The sequence below is a fragment of the Actinoplanes sp. CA-142083 genome, from assembly GCF_050942195.1.
Taxonomy (GTDB): Bacteria; Actinomycetota; Actinomycetes; order Mycobacteriales; family Micromonosporaceae; genus Actinoplanes.
This window is the reverse complement of sequence record NZ_CP192076.1, coordinates 1,471,360-1,487,915: the sequence shown is the minus strand read 5'-3', so window position 1 is coordinate 1,487,915 and position 16,556 is coordinate 1,471,360. Positions and strand designations below refer to the sequence as shown.

Below are 16,556 nucleotides of genomic sequence, written 5' to 3'. Positions count from 1 at the left end.
AACAGCCCTGTCCGTGGCCCGCTCGCTCCGCTTGGCCATGTACTTCTGCCAGCGAGGGGTCATGACGTTGGCGAAGATAGAAAGCGGCACAGAAGCCAGTAGTCCGAGGACAAAGAGCAGCATCTAGCCCACGTCTCCCCTTGGGTCGGTTACCAGCCATTGTGGGGCGGTACTGCCACCGGCAAGACCCCTCTGAATAGATGGATGTTGGCCGCTCGACGGAGCGCTCCCGGGTAGGCGATCACCGCCGAACCCCGTACCGTCGGAGGCTAGACCAACGGAGGTGATCCGCATGGCCGAGGAGTACTTGGGCGCTCGCGTCCGGTCCTGGCGACTCAAGCGCGGCTTGAGCCAGAAGACGCTCGCCGGGTTGGCTGGCATCAGCCAGGGATACGTCTCGCAGATCGAAGCTGGTCTAAAGGAGATCGACAAGCGGTCCACGCTGATCCGCCTCGCCGGGGCGCTCCAGGTCTCCGTTGCGGATCTGACGAACCTGCCCGGCCCGGACTCCCCCGAACTCAACGCCGCAGAGGCCACGGTGCCCGCGATCCGCGCCGCGCTGAACGTCTCCCGATTGGGCGAAGAGGTGGAGCCGCGCCGGTCACTGACCGAGGTACGCACCGTGGTCGCCGGGCTGGCGCCCACGTGGAAAGCAGCGCGGTACGACCAGCTCAGCCTCCTGATGCCGGCCCTGCTGACCGATCTCCACGGCCTCGTCACGACAGGCGACGAGCAGACTCAGCGTGCCGCGCTCCGGCTGCTGGTCGAGACGATGCACTGCGCCACGTCTACTCTGCGGCACCTCAACTGCGGGGACCTCGCCATGATCGCCGCAGACCTCGGGCACGCAGCCTCTGTCCGGCTCGATGAGCCGCTGTGGCGAGGGGTCGCCGACTACGTGCGGCTCGTGACGCTGCCCGCTGAGAGCAAGGCCATCACCCGGCGGCTTGCCGTGGAGGCGGCGGACCGGCTGGATGCCGCGCCGGACTCCAGCGAGGCGCTTCAGGTATCCGGGATGCTCCATCTCTCTGCCGCGTTCTCAGCCGCGACGGCTGAAGACGCGACGGATACAGCCGCCCACCTCGATGAGGCGCGGCAACGGGCCGACCGGACCGGTGAAGGCAACTTCGCCACAATGCAGTTCGGCCCGACCAACGTCGCCTTCTGGGAGACGTCGATCGCGGTGGCCACGGGCGAGGGTGGCCGGGTGCGCGAGATTGCGCAAGGCGTCGAGCCCGACCGGATCGACTCCGACACCCGCAAGGCCGCGTACTTCATCGACTACGGGCGCGGCCTGGCCCAGACCCGCCGGTCCGACGCGGAGGCCATCGCCAGCTTCATCCGCGCGGAACGCACCGCCCCGCAGCGCACCCGCCGATCGCCTGCCGCCCGCGAGACCGTCGGGACCATGCTGCGCCGAGCACGAGCCAGCGCTGGCGGCCAGCAGCTTCGCGAGCTGGCCTCACGCATTGGAGTGGCCTGATCACGGGTCATTACCTCCGGTAATCGCTCACCGTTGGAACGGCCTTAGCGTCGCCTCCAGTCGAAACCACCCGACTGGGGGTCACCATGCACGAAAAGCGACCTTGGAGACCGTTCCGGCGAGCCCGCTGCTCGTGCGGGCTGACCTGGCCCTGCCTTGAGCTGCGCCTGCGGGTAAGGCAGGCCGCCGATGCCTGATGAGCTGCCGTCCCTCGCTACCTATCGAGGTTTTGTCTTCCGCAACCTCCCGCACCCCGCCCCGGAGCATGTAGCCAAGCGCCCCGATTGGACCTGCCGCGCGTGCGGCGCAGAGTGGCCATGCGAACCGGCCAAGGCAGCGATGCGCGCGGAGGCCCAGCGCACCTACCTGGGAATGCTGATGTGGGGGTTCCTGGAGGAGTTCGCGAAGGACGCCACGGAGGGCCAGTTCCAGAACGCCTTCCAGCGCTTCATCGCTTGGACCCGCTGATCCACCTGCGGTTTTGTTGACGTGGCAAATTTATTGTACCTACATTCCAACTAAGTGGCGTAGCGTCGTTGGCGGGCGGGCGTGAGAGACCCGCTCCCGACGAAGGGACCAACCATGACCGCCACCGCAACGACTGAGCTGCCGACCACCGCCACCGCGCTCCGCGCCCTCGCCAAGGAGCTGGGTCTGAAGGGCTTGTCCACCGCCAAGAAGGACGCGCTGGTGCCGACCATCACCGAAGAGTTGGAGCGCACCTTGCCCGCGGAAGGCGCGGGCCCGGGAATCGCGCCATTCCTCTCCGGGGGGCCGAGCCCCCGGACGCCCACGTTGCGGTGGTCACTCCGGGGGGCGATGGTTGCGCTGGGAAGGTCGCGCTTGGTGGATCTGGGGTGGGCCGGGGTCTGTGGGCGGCGTCTGGTGCGGCATGGGCTGACGCCGGGGTCGGGGCTGCACGACCCGGCTGGGGCTGCCGCTGCGATGTGTGGGGCGCATGCGCAGGTGTTGTCGGCCGCCGAACTCTCGATCGGGCTGCGCGTGGCCGACGTTACTCGGGCGAGCGCGCAAGAAGCCCTGGTCAAGACGTTCGGGCCGCGTGGCACGGTTCATCTGCTGGCCGCCAAGGATCTCGCGCTCTGGTGTGGCGCGCTGAGTGCGATCCCACCCCTCAACCAGCGGCCCCCCGGCATGCGCCTGACCCCGGACCAGACCGACGAGCTCGTCGCGGCGATCGAGGAGATCCTGGCCGGCGCCGAGCTGACCGTCGACGAGCTGACCGCGGCGCTGGCCGAGCGGGTCGGGCCGTGGGCGGTCGACCTCGTGATGCCGGCGTTTCAGACGATGTGGCCGCGGTGGCGGCAGGTGACCGTGCTCGCCGCCCACCGTGGCGTCCTCTGTTTCGGGGCGAACAAAGGGCGCAGCGTCACCTACACCAACCCGGGATTGACCCCGGCGCCGGCAGAAGAGGCGACCCACTGGCTGCTCGACTCCTACCTGCGCTCCTACGGGCCGGCCACGCCGCAACATTTCGCCCGCTGGCTGGCCGCGCCGCCGGGCTGGGCACGGGACCTGTTCGAAGCCCACGACCTCACCGAGGTCTCGGTCGAAGGCGCCCGGACCTGGGTCGCGGCCGGCGACGACGAACCCGGTGAGCCAGCGCGTGGTGTGTTGCTGCTCCCCCACTTCGACGCCTTCGTCGTCGGTTCGCAGCCGCGGGAGCTGCTCTTCCCGGGCGCGGCCTGGGACCGGGCGCTCGCCCGCGGTCAGGCCGGCAACTTCCCGGTGCTGGTCATCGACGGGGTCGTCGCCGGCGTCTGGCATCAGAAGAAGAGCACGAGCAAGGTCGCCATCACCGTCGAGCCGCTGCGGGCACTGACCTCACGCGAGCGAAAAGGGCTGGACGCGCGGGTGGAACGGGTCGGCGAGATCCTCCAGGTGCGGCCGGATCTCACCGTCGGGCCGATCAGCGTCGGCGCCCACGCCTGAATGACGACTGAATAACGAATGTTCCTGATCAGACACGGCTCTTCGGCCGGGGGCGTTACTTTACCGCCGCGACTAGGCTTGAAGAGCAACTAACGACCAGCCATGGAGCCTGGGATGATCCACTCCCCGCGGGGTGCGACGGACGCGACGAGGCGGCCGTTCTTCGAACGACCGGATCATCGCGATGCCGTGGTCCGGGGGATCCGGGCCGGCGTGCTGCCGCTCAAGTTCGCGTACGCGGGAAGCGCCGCCCACACCCATGACCGGCTGGCCCACGGCGAGGGCTATCAGTCCGTCATCGGCGCGGTCTCGCACGTCCGCGAGGCGCTGCACAGCGCCGAGCTCGACGACCTGAGCCGGATAGCCGAGCTCGGCCCGGGCAACGGCGTCAACTCGCTCGCCCTGCTGCGCCAGCTCAAGGACATCGAGCGGTTCCCGGGCCGGTTCCTCGGCCTCGACTTCAGCGCCACGCTGCTCGACATCGCCGCCGACAACTTCGAGCGCGAGATGCCCGACGTCCGGTTCGCCGGCGCCGTCTGGGACGCCGAGGCCGGTCCCACCGACGCGATCCGAGACTGGCGCGAAGACGAGCCGGGCCCGATCCCGCTGCTGTTCCTGGGCAACACGATCGGCAACCTCGAAGACCCGGTCGCGACGGTGCGCAACCTGCTCGCGAGCATGTCCACCGAGGACACCCTGGTGATCGGCGCGACTCTGCGCGGGTCCGGCGACATGACGAAGCCGTACGAGAACGAGGTCTTCCGCGCCGCGGCGCTGGAGCCTTTGATCGCCTGCGGGATAGACACCCGGCTGCTGGAGTTCCGGGTGGAGTATCGCGATCATCGAGTGGTCGGCACAGCCACCCTCCTAGGGCCGGTCGGCGAGGGGCTCGAGGCCGGGCACGAGGTGCGGTGCTTCATGTCGCGGCGGTTCTCGGCCGCCGAGATCGAGCAGATCATCGACGAGGCCGGCGGGGAGCGGGGCATCACCAGCGCCGACGCCTCGGCGGACCACCTGGTCGTGACGGCCCGGCGGCGATGACCGCGGCCCCACGACCCGCCTCCGACATCCTCGACGCAGCCCGCTCGGCCCTGGTCGCGCACCAGCTGGCCGTCACCGGCACCGACGACCAGGTGATCCGGCTGCCCGAGGCGGCCACCACCGAGCTGATGCGCGAGCTGCGGCAGACGGCGCGCTCGGTCTACCAGATGGTGCCGTTCCCGGGCCGCACCAACGCCATCGACCTCTTCTCGCTGCTCGTCTGGCGGCAGCACGCGCTCGACGGCAACGACGTCCGCCGCCTCTATCTGGTCCCGTTCGGCTGCCCGGACGCCGACCGGGTCTCGCTGCAGGTGCAGGACGACTTCGGCAGCCGGATCAACGCGCACTTCGTCAACGTGAACGGCGGCGCCGAGGAGGGTGACCAGCCCATTCCGCTGACGAACATCTGGATCGTCGACGACCAGGTCGTCATCTACGAGGAGCACGGCGACAGCGGCCCGCCGACGTGGGTGGTCAGCGCCCGCGCCGAGGACCTGCACACCGCCAAGGAACGCTGGCGCAAGCTGTGGGACCGCAGCGAGGACGTCCGGGAGGCGCCGCGCGTCTCGGAGCCGCTGCTCGAGTCGGCCGACATGCTGTATTCGATCGCGCAGTTCGCCTGCACCGGCGACCACGTCGACCGGGAGAGCTGCACCTGGTACCACGGCGTCTGGCAGTACCTCCGCCTGTTCAACATGGTGAGCAGCCCGAACTGGCATGCCCGCTTCTACGAGCAGGCGCTGCGCCGGGAGCTGGGCGGCCGCCGTACGGCCCGGGTCCTGATCACCGGCGCCGCCGACTACGGCATGCTCGCGTACGTCCTGGCGGCCGTCGACCCCACCACCCGGCTCGAGGTCCACGTCGTCGACCTCTGCTACACGCCGCTGCTGGCCAACCGCTGGCTGGGCAAACGGCTCGGCGTGGACGTGAAGATCCACAATGTGGACTTCCTGGCGGACGGCGAGCAGCTCGCCAAGAGCCTCGACCCGTTCGACCTGATCGTCTCGGACGCGTTCCTGACCCGGTTCAAGCCGCCCGACGCGCGCCAGGTCGTGGCCAACTGGCGGCGGATGCTGCGCCCGGGCGGCGCGGTGGTCACCACCGTCCGCCTGCGGGACGACACCCAGCCGGCGACGGACGCCTGGTCGGACCTCCACACGGATTTTCTGCTACGTCTATACGAGCGGGCGAAGAACTCGCACTGGCTCCTGCGGATCGACTTCAACGACCTGCGCAACGGCGCGCGCGAGTACATCCGGAAGATGGAGAGCAACGATCTCGGCGGGGAGGAGGAGATCGGCTCCATCCTCGCCGGTGAGGGCTTCCGGGTGAGCCGAACGGTCGAGCGGGTGGACGGGGAACTGGCCCCGACCACGTACCTGCGCGTCGTCTGCCGAGCCTGAAGCGCTCACCCCTGGAGTCTTGATGTGGGACAACGCGTCGCTCGCCGACGGTGGCGAGGCGAGGATGCACGCCGCCTGGGCGGATCTCGCCGCCGATCAGTCGGAGGCGGTCTCCGGTCGTGAGCCGGCGCTGCACCTCGGCCACGAGGTGGATGTCGCCGGCCGCCTGCTGAAGATCACGGTCGGCGGCCACCGGGACGTGAAGGTCGGCTGGGATCGGGTCGAGCAGGCGATCGTCGATGGACTCAGTCCACTTCGGCTGGTCGCGTCGGCCCTGGCCGGCCATTCGGGCATTGCCGAGATCGGCCACTCCAAGCGCCCGCCGCGCGACAAGGTGCCGCTCTCCGACCCGACCGCGTCGCGCATCCGGGACTATCTGGACCACGGCGAGGACGTGGCGCTCGCCGGCGACCGGGGCACGCACAAGACCGGGATCGCGGCGAGCGTGGCGTACCGCTTCGAGGACGACGGCAACTCGTGTGTCTGGCTCGATTTCCGGGACGGCTTCGACGGCGCCGCCTCGGTCGCGTGGCAGGTGCTGCGGCTGCCGGCGGGCGGCACCATCCTGGTGGTGGTCAACCAGCTGCGGGGCGGGTTCCGGTCCACCTCTCCGATCCTGCGCCTGGTCCGGCAGCTTCGAGAAGATTTCGACCTTCCCGTACGGGTGCTGGTCACCGGCCGCGAGCGCATGTTCGGCGCGTCGCTCGCCGAGTTGTTCCGGTCCTTCGAGATGGTGTTTCCCGAGCCGGAGCCGCGGCGGGCCCCGGCGGGCGCCGAGCGGGAGGTTCTGCACTGGTTCGCGTGCCTCACGCTCTTCGACATCGAGCCGTCGATGGCCGTGGTGCGCCGCCGGTTCGAGCGGCCGGTGGTCGACCGGTTGGCCGAGGGCGCCGCGCCGTATCTGGAAGCCCGCAGCCGGCACTACAAGCTGCACCACGACGTGGACGCGCTCGCGCTCATCTCGCGGGCCGAGGGCGCCCGGCCGCCGGGCGACGTGATCTGGGAGTACCTCAAGCTGATCGGCACCGACGCCGGCAGCGACCTGCTGCGCCAGATGGACGAGGGCGACTTCCCGCTGACCAGCGAGGCCGCCGTCAGCTCGTTCTTCTCGCCGGCCTGGGACCTGCTGTTCCAGCTGGGCGAGACCCTCGACGAGCGCTCCGACGTGGACCCGACCTGGGGCGACAACGTGGGCGCCGCGGTGTTCGCCGCCGAGGCGCTGGCCGAGCTCGGGCACCGGGTGCAGTGGTCGTCGGTGGCCGGTTTCGTCCGGCGGCGCTGGTCGTACGAGCGGCCGGGCGAGCTGCCCGAGGTGCGCGGCGAGCCGACCAGCGAGGCGAAGGACTTCGACGAGATCCGGCGCTGCATGATCGTCGAGGACGAGTACTTCTCGATGGTCCGGCCGCCGATGCCGCCGTGCGACGACATCGACTTCGACCAGTTCCATCGCACCTGGATGCTCGGGGTGCTGCTCGGCTTCGAGGGCACCGCGCTGGACCCCTCGCCCGAGCTGGTCGACGCGCTGAAGCGTACGGCCGCCGCGGTCATCGACCGCGAGGGCTTCTTCTATCCGCGGCGGGTGCCGTGGGTGACCGCCCGGGTCGTGCTGGGCCTGTGCCGGGTCGGCCTGACCGACCAGGACGACGTCGTCCGGCGCGCCTGCGACTGGCTGAAGCGGCCGGTGCGCGACGGCGGGGCGTACGGCGAGTGGTGGAAGGGCGGTACCGGCTCCTGGAACCGTGACGAGGCGACCACGGCCATGTGTGTGGCGGCGCTGATCCGGGCCGGCCAGGTCAACGCCCCCGAGGTGCGCCGCGCGCTGGCCTGGCTGGGCGCGCGCTCCGGCGAGTGGACCAAGACGGACCGCGAGATCGACCTGGCGCTGGTGCTGGAGGCGATCCTGCTCGGCGCGCCCGAGTGGCGGTCGTCGTACTCGCGGCTGCTGAACCTGCTGCACTGGGCCAACCGGGAGACCCGCCGGCAGGCGGCCGACCGGGCCGAGCCGCGGTTCGTGCCCGAGGGGGCGCTGCGGGTGCCGTTCGCGGCGGCCCAGCTCGCGGCGCTGGTGCGCGCCGCGGTGGGACGGGAGGCCGACGCGCTGCGCGGCCGTCCCGCCGGGTGGCAGCCGATCCGCCAGCGGACGCCGGAGTCCGAGACGGCGCCGGGCGGCTACGTCCGCCCGCTGCCGTCCGAGGCGCGGTGGCGGCAGCGCGCGCAGGAGATCGAGTCCACCTTGGAGGGCCGGATCGGCCAGCGGCGGGCGATCCTGCGGCGCGACCGGCGCGGCACCGCCGCCGAGCACCGTGAGCAGGAGCGGATTGAGCGGCAGCAGTTGGAGCAGTGCCTGCGCCTCTCCGAGCAGCTGGCCGACCACGTGCCCCGCCAGGTGCTCGACGAACTGCTCGCCCTCGGCCGCGCGGTCTGCGACACCGGCTGGGACGAGGGCCTGAGCTACGGCGGGGTGGCGCCACGATGAGGCTGCCCGCGCCGAACATGCTCATCTTCGTGGCCGGTCTGATGGCCGGCGCCGGCATCAACCTGCTGACGTCGGCCGCGGTCGGCGAGACCGGGCTGGGCGTGGTCATCGTGGCCGACTCGGTGGCGTGGGTGGCCGCGGCCGCCCTGCTGACCTGGGCGGCCACCCTGCTGCAGAACGCGGAACGAGAAGCGGCCCTGCTGGATCACCGGGACTTCACCTCGCAACAGCGCCGGGAGATCCTGCAAGTGGCGGCCGACGCGGTCGCCGTACGCGTCCGGATCCTCCTGGCCGGAGGCCTGCTGGCGACTGCGGTTGCCGTCTTCCTGCTGTTCCGCCTATGACGGGACGGACAGGACGGCTGCTCGCAGCCGGTCGAGCGCCTCGGCCCGCACGCCGGCCAGGACCGGCTCGCCGCCGCCGCTCGCGACCCGCAGCGGAACCTGCCGCGGCATCGGCCCGGCCGCCACGCGGATCCCGTCGATCAGACCCGGCCCCCACGAACCGCCGATGACGACCTCGCTCGGGTCGGCGAGCGCGACGACGGCCGCGATGACCCCGGCGACGGCGCTCCCGATGACCTCGCGGACCGCGGCGTCGCTCCCGAGCAGCCGCTCGACGTCGATCGCCGTGGAGCCCTCGCGGCGCAGCCCCAGCTCGCCGAAGACCTCGATGAACGGCGTCGCGCGGCCGCCCGGCCCGGCGGTCAGCAGGTGCGCGATCTCGCCGGCCAGCCCGCCGTGCCCGCGCCGCACCTCGCCGTCGTTGACGATCGCGCAGCCGAGCCCTTCGCCCAGGTAGAGGTAGGCGAAGTCGCGGGGCCGGCCGGGCTCGGCCAGCGCCGCCCAGTTCACGTCGTTGTCGGCGACGACAGCCAGCGGCGCGAGGATCGCGGCCGGGTCGAGCTCGCCCACCAGGAACGGCGAGTCGGGCAGATGGACCAGGCGGCCCGACGCGCGATCGACCGGATCGGCCGCGCCTACCACCGCCAGCCGGGCCGGACGCCCCGCGGAGACCTCGGCGGCCGCGTCCCGCAGCGCCTCGGCGACCTGACTCGGCCGGGCCGGGCGGTCGATCCGGCGCACCGCGCGCGCGATCGTGTCGCCGTACACGTCAAGACACTCGGCCGTGACCCCCGCCGGCGCGATCGTCACCGCCAGCGCCACGCCGGTCTCCGGCGTGAGCGCGTAATACGAGCCCACCCGGCCGCGCCCGCGCCCGCCCGGAGTGCGCTCCCCGGTGTCGGCGACCAGGCCGCGCTCGGTGAGCCGGCGGACGCTCTCCCCCGCCGTCGGCTTGGAGATGCCGATCTCGGTCGCCAGCTCGGCCCGGGTCAGCCGCCGATGTCGCATCAGGGCGCGCAGCACGTGCTCGTCGGTCTGCGCGCGCACCAGGGAGTCCACGTGCCGATTCTAGTCAAGGCCCTTGCCTTGAACGCGCGACCCGCCTACAGTCCTTCAAGTAAGGAGAGTTGACTAGAAGGAGGATCGCCGTGCTGCCGCACTGGGAAGAGACGCCGACCGACCTCGGGGCCGCGACCCGCGAGATCAAGACCGCGCTGCGCGAGCGGATCGCCGCCTCCGGCCGCACCGTCGAGGAGGTCTTCGCGGTCGTCGAGCGCCGCGTGGAGGAGGCGGTCGCCGAGATCGTCGCGACTCGCGGCGACGTGTGGCCCGAGATCGACTACGCCGACATCGCGAACGGCACCGTCGCGCCCTCGCTCGTCGAGAAGCTCAAGAAGCGCGGCTGCCTGGTCGTGCGCGGCCACTTCGAGCGTGACCAGGCCCTGCAGTGGGACCGGGACATCGTCGACTACGTCGAGAGCAACCAGTTCTTCGAGAACTACCGCGGCCCCGGCGACGACTTCTTCGGCAGCGTCGGGTCGAAGCCCGAGATCTACCCGATCTACTGGTCGCCGGCCCAGATGCAGGCCCGGCAGAGCGACCGCATGGCGCGCGTGCAGGCGTTCCTCAACGCGCGGTGGAAGCACTCGTCGGACGGCACGCAGTGGTTCGATCCGGATCGCGACTCGCTCTACCCCGACCGCATCCGCCGTCGCCCCGAGGGCGCCGACTCGGCCGGGCTGGGCACCCACCTCGACCCCGGCACCCTCGACCTCTGGATGACGCAGGCCTACCAGCAGGCGTTCCGGCATCTGTTCGACGGCAGCGTCGAGGAGTACGACCCGTGGGACGCGGCCCACCGCACTTCGGGCCCGCAGTACCCGGGTTCCACCATGTGCTCGGCCTTCCGCACCTTCCAGGGCTGGACCGCACTGTCCGACATGGACCACGACCAGGGCGTGCTGCACACCGTGCCGATCCCGGAGGCGATGGCCTACCTGATGCTGCGCCCGCTGCTGTCCGATGTTCCCGACGACGACATGTGCGGCGTGACCGTCAACCAGGTCTTCCCCGCCGGCCACAAATGGCACGCCCCGCTGATGGAGGCCCTCGCCGGCATCCCCGACGTGAAGGCCGGCGACTCGGTCTGGTGGCACTGCGACATGATCCACAGCGTGGCGCCGGTCGAGGCCCAGAAGGGCTGGGGCAACGTCATGTACATCCCCGCCGCGCCCTGGTGCCCGCGCAACGAGGCGTATGCCGCCGACGTGCGCGAGGCCTTCCGCAAGGGCGAGAGCCCGTCCGACTTCCCCGCCGAGCACTACGAGCGGGAGTGGCCCAACCGCTTCCGCGAGGAGGACCTCAACGAGATCGGCCGCCGGGGCCTCGGCCTGAACTGAGGGAAGCCGATCAGACAGCCCGGGGCAGGGTGACGGTGACGATCAGCCCGCCCTCGTCGCGGGCCTCCGCGACCACGTCGCCGCCGTGAGCGCGGGCGATCGCCCGTACGATCGAAAGCCCCAACCCCGCCCCCGGCGAGTGCACCCGTTCCGCGTTGTAGCGGCGGAACGGCTCGAACAACCCCGGCACCTCGTAGCGCGGGATCACCGGCCCCGAGTTGCTCACCTCGAGAACCACCCAGCCGTCCTGCCGGGCGAGACTGCGCACCCGCACCCACCCGTTGACCGGCAGATTGTGGCGCTCGCCGTTCTCCACCAGGTTTTGCACCAGGCGCTCCAGCAGGACGGGGTTGCCCGCCACCGGCGCCTCCAGGGGCTCGGCCAGCACCTTCACCGTGTCGGAGACGGCCACGTGGTCGACGATGTCGGCCAGGTCGACGAAGGAACGGTCGCTCACCGGACGGTCCGACTGGGCCAGCAGCAGCAGGCCGTCGATGAGGCGGCCGTGGCGGTCGTTGATCGCGAGCAGGGTGGTGCCGAGCTGGCGAACCTCCTCGGAGGGTGACTCGGCGGCGAGCGCGACCTCCAGCAGCGTGCGGTTGAGCGTCAGGGGGGTGCGCAGCTCGTGGGAGGCGCTCGCGATGAAACGGCGCTGGCCGTCGAAGGAGTGGTCGAGCCGCGTCAGCATGACATCGAAGGTGTCGGCCAGCTCCTTGATCTCGTCCTTCGGGCCGCTCAGGGCAATGCGCTCGTGCAGGCCGCGGTCGGCGTCGGGCGGGGCCTCGGCGATGCGGCGGGCCGTCGCGGTGATCTGGTGCAGGGGCTGGAGCATCCGGCCGGCGATCAGCCAGCCGAGGGCGATCGCGGCCGCGCTGACCACGGCCAGCGCGATCAGGCCCTGGGTGAGCATGGTGTGCAGCGCGGTGTTCTGGGTGCCGTCGATGACCTTCTGGACGAACGTGTTGTTCTGAGGGCCGTCGAACCTTGCTTCGTCGGGCCCGACCCCGACCGACGCCTCGCCGGCGACCATCGGGAGCCGCTGCTGCACCAGGATGTAGGTGGCGCCCAGCAGCACCATGCCGGCCAGCACGAACAGGCCGCCGTAGACGAGCGTGAGCCGGGTGCGGACGGTGAGCCTCATGGAATCCGGTACCCCACTCCCGGCTCGGTGAGCACCACGGGCGGGTCGCCCAGCTTGCGGCGCAATTTCAAGATCGTCATGCGTACGGCGTGGGTGAACGGATCCGCGTTCTCGTCCCAGGCCTTCTCCAGCAGCGTCTCGGCCGACACCGCCGTGCCGTCCGCGCGCAGCAGCTCGGTCAGCACGGCGAACTCCTTGCGGGACAACGGCACGTACCGCCCGTCGCGATGCACCTCGCGGCGGTGCGGGTCGAGGCTGATCCCGGCGCGGCGCAGGATCGGCGGCGCGGCGGGTCGGGCGCGCCGGCCGAGGGCGGCGACCCGGGCCGACAGCTCCCGGAACGCGAACGGCTTCGGCAGGTAGTCGTCGGCGCCTAGGGACAGGCCGTTGACCCGGTCGTCGATGCCGGCCGCGGCGGTCAGCATCAGGATGCGGGTCTCGCCGCCCTTCGCGCTCAGGAAACCGCAGACCTCGTCGCCGTGCACCACCGGCAGGTCGCGGTCGAGCACCACCACGTCGTAGTCGTTCACGTCGATGCGCTCGAGGGCGGCGGCGCCGTCGTACGCGATGTCGACCGCATGAGCCTCGTGGCGCAACCCCTGCGCCACCGCGTCCGCCAGCAGCGGCTCGTCCTCGACCACCAGGATCCGCATGCCTTCCATCCTGCCGCGCCGCGGCGTCACTTCGGCGTCACGTTTTTCCGTGACGGCCGGGAAACCTCCGGATCGCTCTACTTCCTTCCGCAGTGGTTATCCCAGGCAGAAGGAGACGATCATGCGAACCCGGAACGTCGCGGTGCTCGCGCTGATGCTGGCCCTCGGGCCGGCCGCGTGCGCGCGCACCGGGACGAACGACCCGCAGGTGGCCAGCGCCCAGAACGCCGGCCCGAAGGCGAGCCCGAGCGCGAGCGCCACGCCCTCGGAAGACCCGGACGCCCCGCTGAAGTTCGCGAAGTGCATGCGGGAGCACGGCCTGCCGTGGTTCCCGGACCCCGAGGACGGAAAGATGTCCGTCGCGATCCCCAAGGGCACCGATCAGTCGAAGGTCAAGGCGGCGGAGGAGGCTTGCAAGCAGTACATGCCCAACGGCGGCGCGGCGCACAAGCCCAGCGCCGAGGAGCTCGAGCTGGCCCGCAAGATGGCCCAGTGCATGCGGGAGAACGGCGTCCCGAACTTCCCGGATCCCCAGCCCGACGGCGGGATCGCGATCGACGGGAGCAAGCTCGGCACCGGCCCGGGCGACCCGACCTTCGACAAGGCCGAGCAGGCATGCTCGAAGTACATGCCGAAGGGCGCCGAGAAGCACAGCGAGAAGGACGACAGCGGCGGCGCCGGTGTGCAGGGACGGACCGCATGAGCGCGCGGCGCAAGGCCGGCGTGGTCGCCGGGGTCGTGACGGTCGGCGCGGTCGCCGCGGCGGTCACCATCTTCAACCTCCCCGAGGCGGAGAGCAGCAGCGGCGGCCCGTCGGGCGGGAACACGGTTGCCAACACGGCCGACATCCAGAAGGAGACCCTGGTCGACCGGGAGACCCACGACGGCACGCTCGGGCACGGCAGCACCACCACGCTGGCCGGGCGCGGCAGCGGCACGGTCACCTGGCTGCCGGCGGCGGGCACGACGATCAGCCGGGGCAAGCCGCTCTACAAGCTCGACAACAAGCCCGTCGTGCTGCTCTACGGCACGCTCCCCGCCTATCGCACGCTGCGGAGCGGGGTGAAAGGCACAGACGTCAAGCAGTTCGAGAAGAACCTCTGGGCGCTCGGCTACCGCGGTTTCACGGTCGACGAGAAGTACACCGCCGCCACCGCTGACGCGGTGGAGGACTGGCAGGACGATCTGGGCCTGAGTGAGACGGGCACGGTCGAGACAAGCCAGATCTGGTACGCCCCGACGGCCGTACGCGTGGACTCGCAGAGCTCCGAGAACGGCGCGGTCGTCCAGCCGGGCGCCGAGCTGCTCAAGTACACCGGCACCGCGCTGGTCGCCACCGTCGACCTGACGATGGACGCGCAGCGCCTCGCCAAGCAGGGCGCCGCCGTGCAGGTCGGGATGCCCGACGGCAAGGACCTGCCGGGCCGGATCGTCAAGGTCGGCACCACCGTGCAGGAGGGTCAGGGCGACCAGGAGGACACCACGCTGATCGAGGTGACGATCAGCTTCTCGGGCGCGCCCAAGGGCGTGGACGACGCGGCCGTCTCGGTCGACTTCGTCGCCTCCGAGCGCAAGGACGTGCTCACCGTTCCGGTCGCGGCGCTGCTGGCGCTGGCCGAGGGCGGCTACGGCGTCCAGGTCGTCGACGGCGCCACCACGAAGATCGTCGCGGTGGAGACCGGCCTGTTCGCCGACGGCAAGGTCGAGATCACCGGCGATGGCCTGGCCGCCGGCATGAAGGTCGGGATGCCGGCATGAACCCGGTGATGGAAGTGATCGGCGACCCCGGCAACCAGGTCATCGAGCTCACCGGGGTGACCAGGACCTACCCGGGCGGGGTCACCGCCGTGCGGTCGGTGGATCTGGCCGTCGAGTACGGCGAGCTCGTCGCGATCGTCGGCCCGTCGGGGTCGGGCAAGTCCACGATGCTGCACCTCATCGGCACGCTGGACCGCCCGTCCCGGGGCACCGTGAAGATCGACGGGCACGACGTCGCGACGCTCTCCGACCGGCAGCTCTCGGCGCTGCGGGCGCGGCGGATCGGCTTCGTGTTCCAGCAGTTCCACCTCGCGCCGGGGCGGAACGCGGTAGCCAATGTCGCCGATGGGCTGCTCTACGCGGGCGTACCGAAAAAGGAGCGTGAGTGGCGCGCGGAGGCCGCCCTCGTCCGGGTCGGCCTGGGTGACCGGCTCACCCACCGCCCGCACGAGCTTTCCGGCGGCGAGCGTCAGCGGGTCGCCATCGCCCGCGCGGTGGCCGGGGATCCCGCCGTGCTGCTCGCCGACGAACCCACCGGGAACCTCGACTCGGTGTCCGGCGCCGGCGTGGTCGAGCTGTTGCGGGAGCTGAACGCGAGCGGCACCACGGTGCTGGTCATCACCCACGACCACGAGATCGCCGACGGCCTGCCCCGGCAGGTCCCGATGCGCGACGGGGAGGTGGTCCGCGATGGCCTCGCCGCTTAGCCCCGCCCGGCTGCGCGGCTCGGACGTGCTGCGACTGGGCGGGACCGGCTTGCGGGCCCGACCGCTGCGGGCGGTGCTGTCGGCGCTCGGCATCGCGATCGGGATCGCGGCGATGACGGCGGTGGTGGGGATCAGCTCGTCCAGCCAGGCCGATCTCGACCGGGCGCTGGCGGCGCTGGGCACCAACATGCTCACGGTCACGCCCGGCCAGACCATGATGGGCAAGTCGGCCACGCTGCCCGACACCTCGGTGTCGATGATCCGCCGGATCGCGCCGGTGCTGTCGGCGACGGCCACGGGGGCGGTCGACGACGCGCACGTCTACCGGACCGACAAGATCCCGGAGGGGCAGACCGGCGGGCTCGCGGTGATGGCGGCCGAGCTGGGCCTGCTCAGGACGGTCGGCGCGTCGCTGGCCGGCGGGACGTGGCTGAACGCGGCCACCGCGCGGTATCCGGCCGTGGTGCTGGGCTGGGACGCGGCCCGGCGGCTGGGCAACGTGCCCGCGGTCTACATGCTCGGGCGGTGGTGGACCGTGGTGGGCGTGCTCAACCGCGTGCCGCTCGCGCCCGAGCTGGACTCGGCGGCGCTGGTCGGGTGGCAGGCCGCCAGTGCCTACCTCGGCTTCGACGGCCACCCGACGACCGTCTACACCCGGGCGGTGGACGCCCAGGTGGAGGCCGTGCGGGCGGTCCTGGGCCCGACGGCGAACCCGTCGAACCCGAACGAGGTCAAGGTGTCGAGGCCGTCCGACGCCCTCGCCGCCCAGCGCGCGACGAACGCGACGTTCACCGCGTTGCTGCTCGGCCTGGGCGGGGTGGCGCTGCTGGTCGGCGGGATCGGGGTGGCCAACACCATGGTCATCTCGGTGCTGGAACGGCGGGCCGAGATCGGCCTGCGGAGGTCCCTGGGCGCCACCAAGGGGCAGGTCCGGACCCAGTTCGTGGCCGAGTCGCTGCTCCTGTCGCTGCTCGGTGGGGCGGTGGGTGTTCTGCTCGGCTACATCGTGACCGGTTTCTACTCGACCACGCAGAGCTGGCCCACCGTCGTACCGCTGTGGGCCCTGGTCGGCGGCGTGGCCGCCACGGTCGTGATCGGCGCGATCGCCGGCCTGTATCCGGCGATCCGGGCCGCCCGCCTGGCGCCCACGGAGGCGCTGGCGGCGGCGTGAGATCTTGGCGGTATAGCTGACGCGAGTTGT

15 protein-coding genes are annotated in these 16,556 nt (G+C 71.3%); 12 read left to right on the top strand and 3 right to left on the bottom strand.

The window, feature by feature from the left end:
• Positions 1 to 292: 292 nt before the first annotated feature.
• The 7 genes from ACQPZX_RS07140 to ACQPZX_RS07110 all read left to right on the top strand — a co-directional run bounded on the left by ACQPZX_RS07140 (position 293) and on the right by ACQPZX_RS07110 (position 8,697).
• On the top strand, positions 293 to 1,483 hold the full coding sequence (locus ACQPZX_RS07140; protein WP_433376073.1) for a helix-turn-helix domain-containing protein: 1,191 nt from the start codon (positions 293 to 295) through the stop codon (positions 1,481 to 1,483).
• A 189-nt stretch (positions 1,484 to 1,672) separates the two neighbouring features.
• Positions 1,673 to 1,951 (top strand): hypothetical protein, encoded by a 279-nt coding sequence (locus tag ACQPZX_RS07135; RefSeq protein WP_433376070.1) that lies wholly within the window; start codon positions 1,673 to 1,675, stop codon positions 1,949 to 1,951.
• Between the two features lie 114 nt (positions 1,952 to 2,065).
• Entirely contained in the window at positions 2,066 to 3,433 is a 1,368-nt protein-coding gene (locus ACQPZX_RS07130) for a DNA glycosylase AlkZ-like family protein (protein ID WP_433376067.1), read from the top strand.
• A gap of 114 nt (positions 3,434 to 3,547) precedes the next feature.
• Positions 3,548 to 4,474 carry an L-histidine N(alpha)-methyltransferase gene (locus tag ACQPZX_RS07125; RefSeq protein ID WP_433376064.1) on the top strand — a complete coding sequence of 309 codons (927 nt, stop codon included), beginning with the start codon at positions 3,548 to 3,550 and terminating at the stop codon, positions 4,472 to 4,474.
• Positions 4,471 to 5,877 carry a class I SAM-dependent methyltransferase gene (locus tag ACQPZX_RS07120; RefSeq protein WP_433376061.1) on the top strand — a complete coding sequence of 469 codons (1,407 nt, stop codon included), beginning with the start codon at positions 4,471 to 4,473 and terminating at the stop codon, positions 5,875 to 5,877. The genes ACQPZX_RS07125 and ACQPZX_RS07120 overlap by 4 nt, the downstream gene beginning before the upstream one ends.
• A gap of 22 nt (positions 5,878 to 5,899) precedes the next feature.
• A complete protein-coding gene (locus tag ACQPZX_RS07115; RefSeq protein WP_433376058.1) occupies positions 5,900 to 8,353 on the top strand; it encodes a hypothetical protein in 2,454 nt (817 codons plus the stop codon).
• A complete protein-coding gene (locus ACQPZX_RS07110; protein ID WP_433376055.1) occupies positions 8,350 to 8,697 on the top strand; it encodes a hypothetical protein in 348 nt (115 codons plus the stop codon). The genes ACQPZX_RS07115 and ACQPZX_RS07110 overlap by 4 nt, the downstream gene beginning before the upstream one ends.
• Here ACQPZX_RS07110 and ACQPZX_RS07105 read toward each other — a convergent pair.
• The gene (locus tag ACQPZX_RS07105; protein ID WP_433376052.1) at positions 8,692 to 9,756 is read right to left on the bottom strand and encodes an ROK family transcriptional regulator; all 1,065 of its coding nucleotides are present in this window, start codon (positions 9,754 to 9,756) and stop codon (positions 8,692 to 8,694) included. The genes ACQPZX_RS07110 and ACQPZX_RS07105 overlap by 6 nt on opposite strands.
• An 89-nt stretch (positions 9,757 to 9,845) precedes the next feature.
• On the opposite strand from ACQPZX_RS07105, the gene ACQPZX_RS07100 reads away from it, so the two are divergent.
• Positions 9,846 to 11,096: a DUF1479 domain-containing protein gene (locus tag ACQPZX_RS07100; protein WP_433376049.1), complete on the top strand. Its 1,251-nt coding sequence runs from the start codon at positions 9,846 to 9,848 to the stop codon at positions 11,094 to 11,096.
• A gap of 10 nt (positions 11,097 to 11,106) precedes the next feature.
• Here the strand turns inward: ACQPZX_RS07100 and ACQPZX_RS07095 are convergent, their stop codons facing one another.
• Complete coding sequence (locus tag ACQPZX_RS07095) at positions 11,107 to 12,237, bottom strand: sensor histidine kinase (RefSeq protein WP_433376046.1); 1,131 nt, start codon at positions 12,235 to 12,237, stop codon at positions 11,107 to 11,109.
• Entirely contained in the window at positions 12,234 to 12,890 is a 657-nt protein-coding gene (locus ACQPZX_RS07090; RefSeq protein WP_433376043.1) for a response regulator transcription factor, read from the bottom strand. The genes ACQPZX_RS07095 and ACQPZX_RS07090 overlap by 4 nt, the downstream gene beginning before the upstream one ends.
• A gap of 121 nt (positions 12,891 to 13,011) precedes the next feature.
• On the opposite strand from ACQPZX_RS07090, the gene ACQPZX_RS07085 reads away from it, so the two are divergent.
• Genes ACQPZX_RS07085 through ACQPZX_RS07070 form a run of 4 tightly spaced genes read left to right on the top strand, consistent with a single transcriptional unit; the run spans position 13,012 to position 16,526 of the window.
• Entirely contained in the window at positions 13,012 to 13,593 is a 582-nt protein-coding gene (locus tag ACQPZX_RS07085; RefSeq protein ID WP_433376040.1) for a hypothetical protein, read from the top strand.
• A complete protein-coding gene (locus ACQPZX_RS07080; protein WP_433376037.1) occupies positions 13,590 to 14,648 on the top strand; it encodes a peptidoglycan-binding protein in 1,059 nt (352 codons plus the stop codon). Before ACQPZX_RS07085 ends, ACQPZX_RS07080 begins: the two co-directional genes overlap by 4 nt.
• Positions 14,645 to 15,355, top strand: a complete 711-nt coding sequence (locus ACQPZX_RS07075) for an ABC transporter ATP-binding protein (RefSeq protein WP_433376034.1) — start codon at positions 14,645 to 14,647, stop codon at positions 15,353 to 15,355. Before ACQPZX_RS07080 ends, ACQPZX_RS07075 begins: the two co-directional genes overlap by 4 nt.
• The gene (locus ACQPZX_RS07070; RefSeq protein ID WP_433376031.1) at positions 15,339 to 16,526 is read left to right on the top strand and encodes an ABC transporter permease; all 1,188 of its coding nucleotides are present in this window, start codon (positions 15,339 to 15,341) and stop codon (positions 16,524 to 16,526) included. Before ACQPZX_RS07075 ends, ACQPZX_RS07070 begins: the two co-directional genes overlap by 17 nt.
• The last annotated feature ends 30 nt before the right edge of the window (positions 16,527 to 16,556 follow it).

Coding starts and splice junctions, on each gene's coding strand:
- ACQPZX_RS07130 (WP_433376067.1), top strand. CDS start 2,066: ATGACCGCCACCGCAACGACTGAGCTGCCGACCACCGCCACCGCGCTC.
- ACQPZX_RS07095 (WP_433376046.1), bottom strand. CDS start 12,237: ATGAGGCTCACCGTCCGCACCCGGCTCACGCTCGTCTACGGCGGCCTG.
- ACQPZX_RS07075 (WP_433376034.1), top strand. CDS start 14,645: ATGAACCCGGTGATGGAAGTGATCGGCGACCCCGGCAACCAGGTCATC.
- ACQPZX_RS07120 (WP_433376061.1), top strand. CDS start 4,471: ATGACCGCGGCCCCACGACCCGCCTCCGACATCCTCGACGCAGCCCGC.
- ACQPZX_RS07115 (WP_433376058.1), top strand. CDS start 5,900: ATGTGGGACAACGCGTCGCTCGCCGACGGTGGCGAGGCGAGGATGCAC.
- ACQPZX_RS07140 (WP_433376073.1), top strand. CDS start 293: ATGGCCGAGGAGTACTTGGGCGCTCGCGTCCGGTCCTGGCGACTCAAG.
- ACQPZX_RS07070 (WP_433376031.1), top strand. CDS start 15,339: ATGGCCTCGCCGCTTAGCCCCGCCCGGCTGCGCGGCTCGGACGTGCTG.
- ACQPZX_RS07110 (WP_433376055.1), top strand. CDS start 8,350: ATGAGGCTGCCCGCGCCGAACATGCTCATCTTCGTGGCCGGTCTGATG.
- ACQPZX_RS07135 (WP_433376070.1), top strand. CDS start 1,673: ATGCCTGATGAGCTGCCGTCCCTCGCTACCTATCGAGGTTTTGTCTTC.
- ACQPZX_RS07090 (WP_433376043.1), bottom strand. CDS start 12,890: ATGCGGATCCTGGTGGTCGAGGACGAGCCGCTGCTGGCGGACGCGGTG.
- ACQPZX_RS07080 (WP_433376037.1), top strand. CDS start 13,590: ATGAGCGCGCGGCGCAAGGCCGGCGTGGTCGCCGGGGTCGTGACGGTC.
- ACQPZX_RS07125 (WP_433376064.1), top strand. CDS start 3,548: ATGATCCACTCCCCGCGGGGTGCGACGGACGCGACGAGGCGGCCGTTC.
- ACQPZX_RS07085 (WP_433376040.1), top strand. CDS start 13,012: ATGCGAACCCGGAACGTCGCGGTGCTCGCGCTGATGCTGGCCCTCGGG.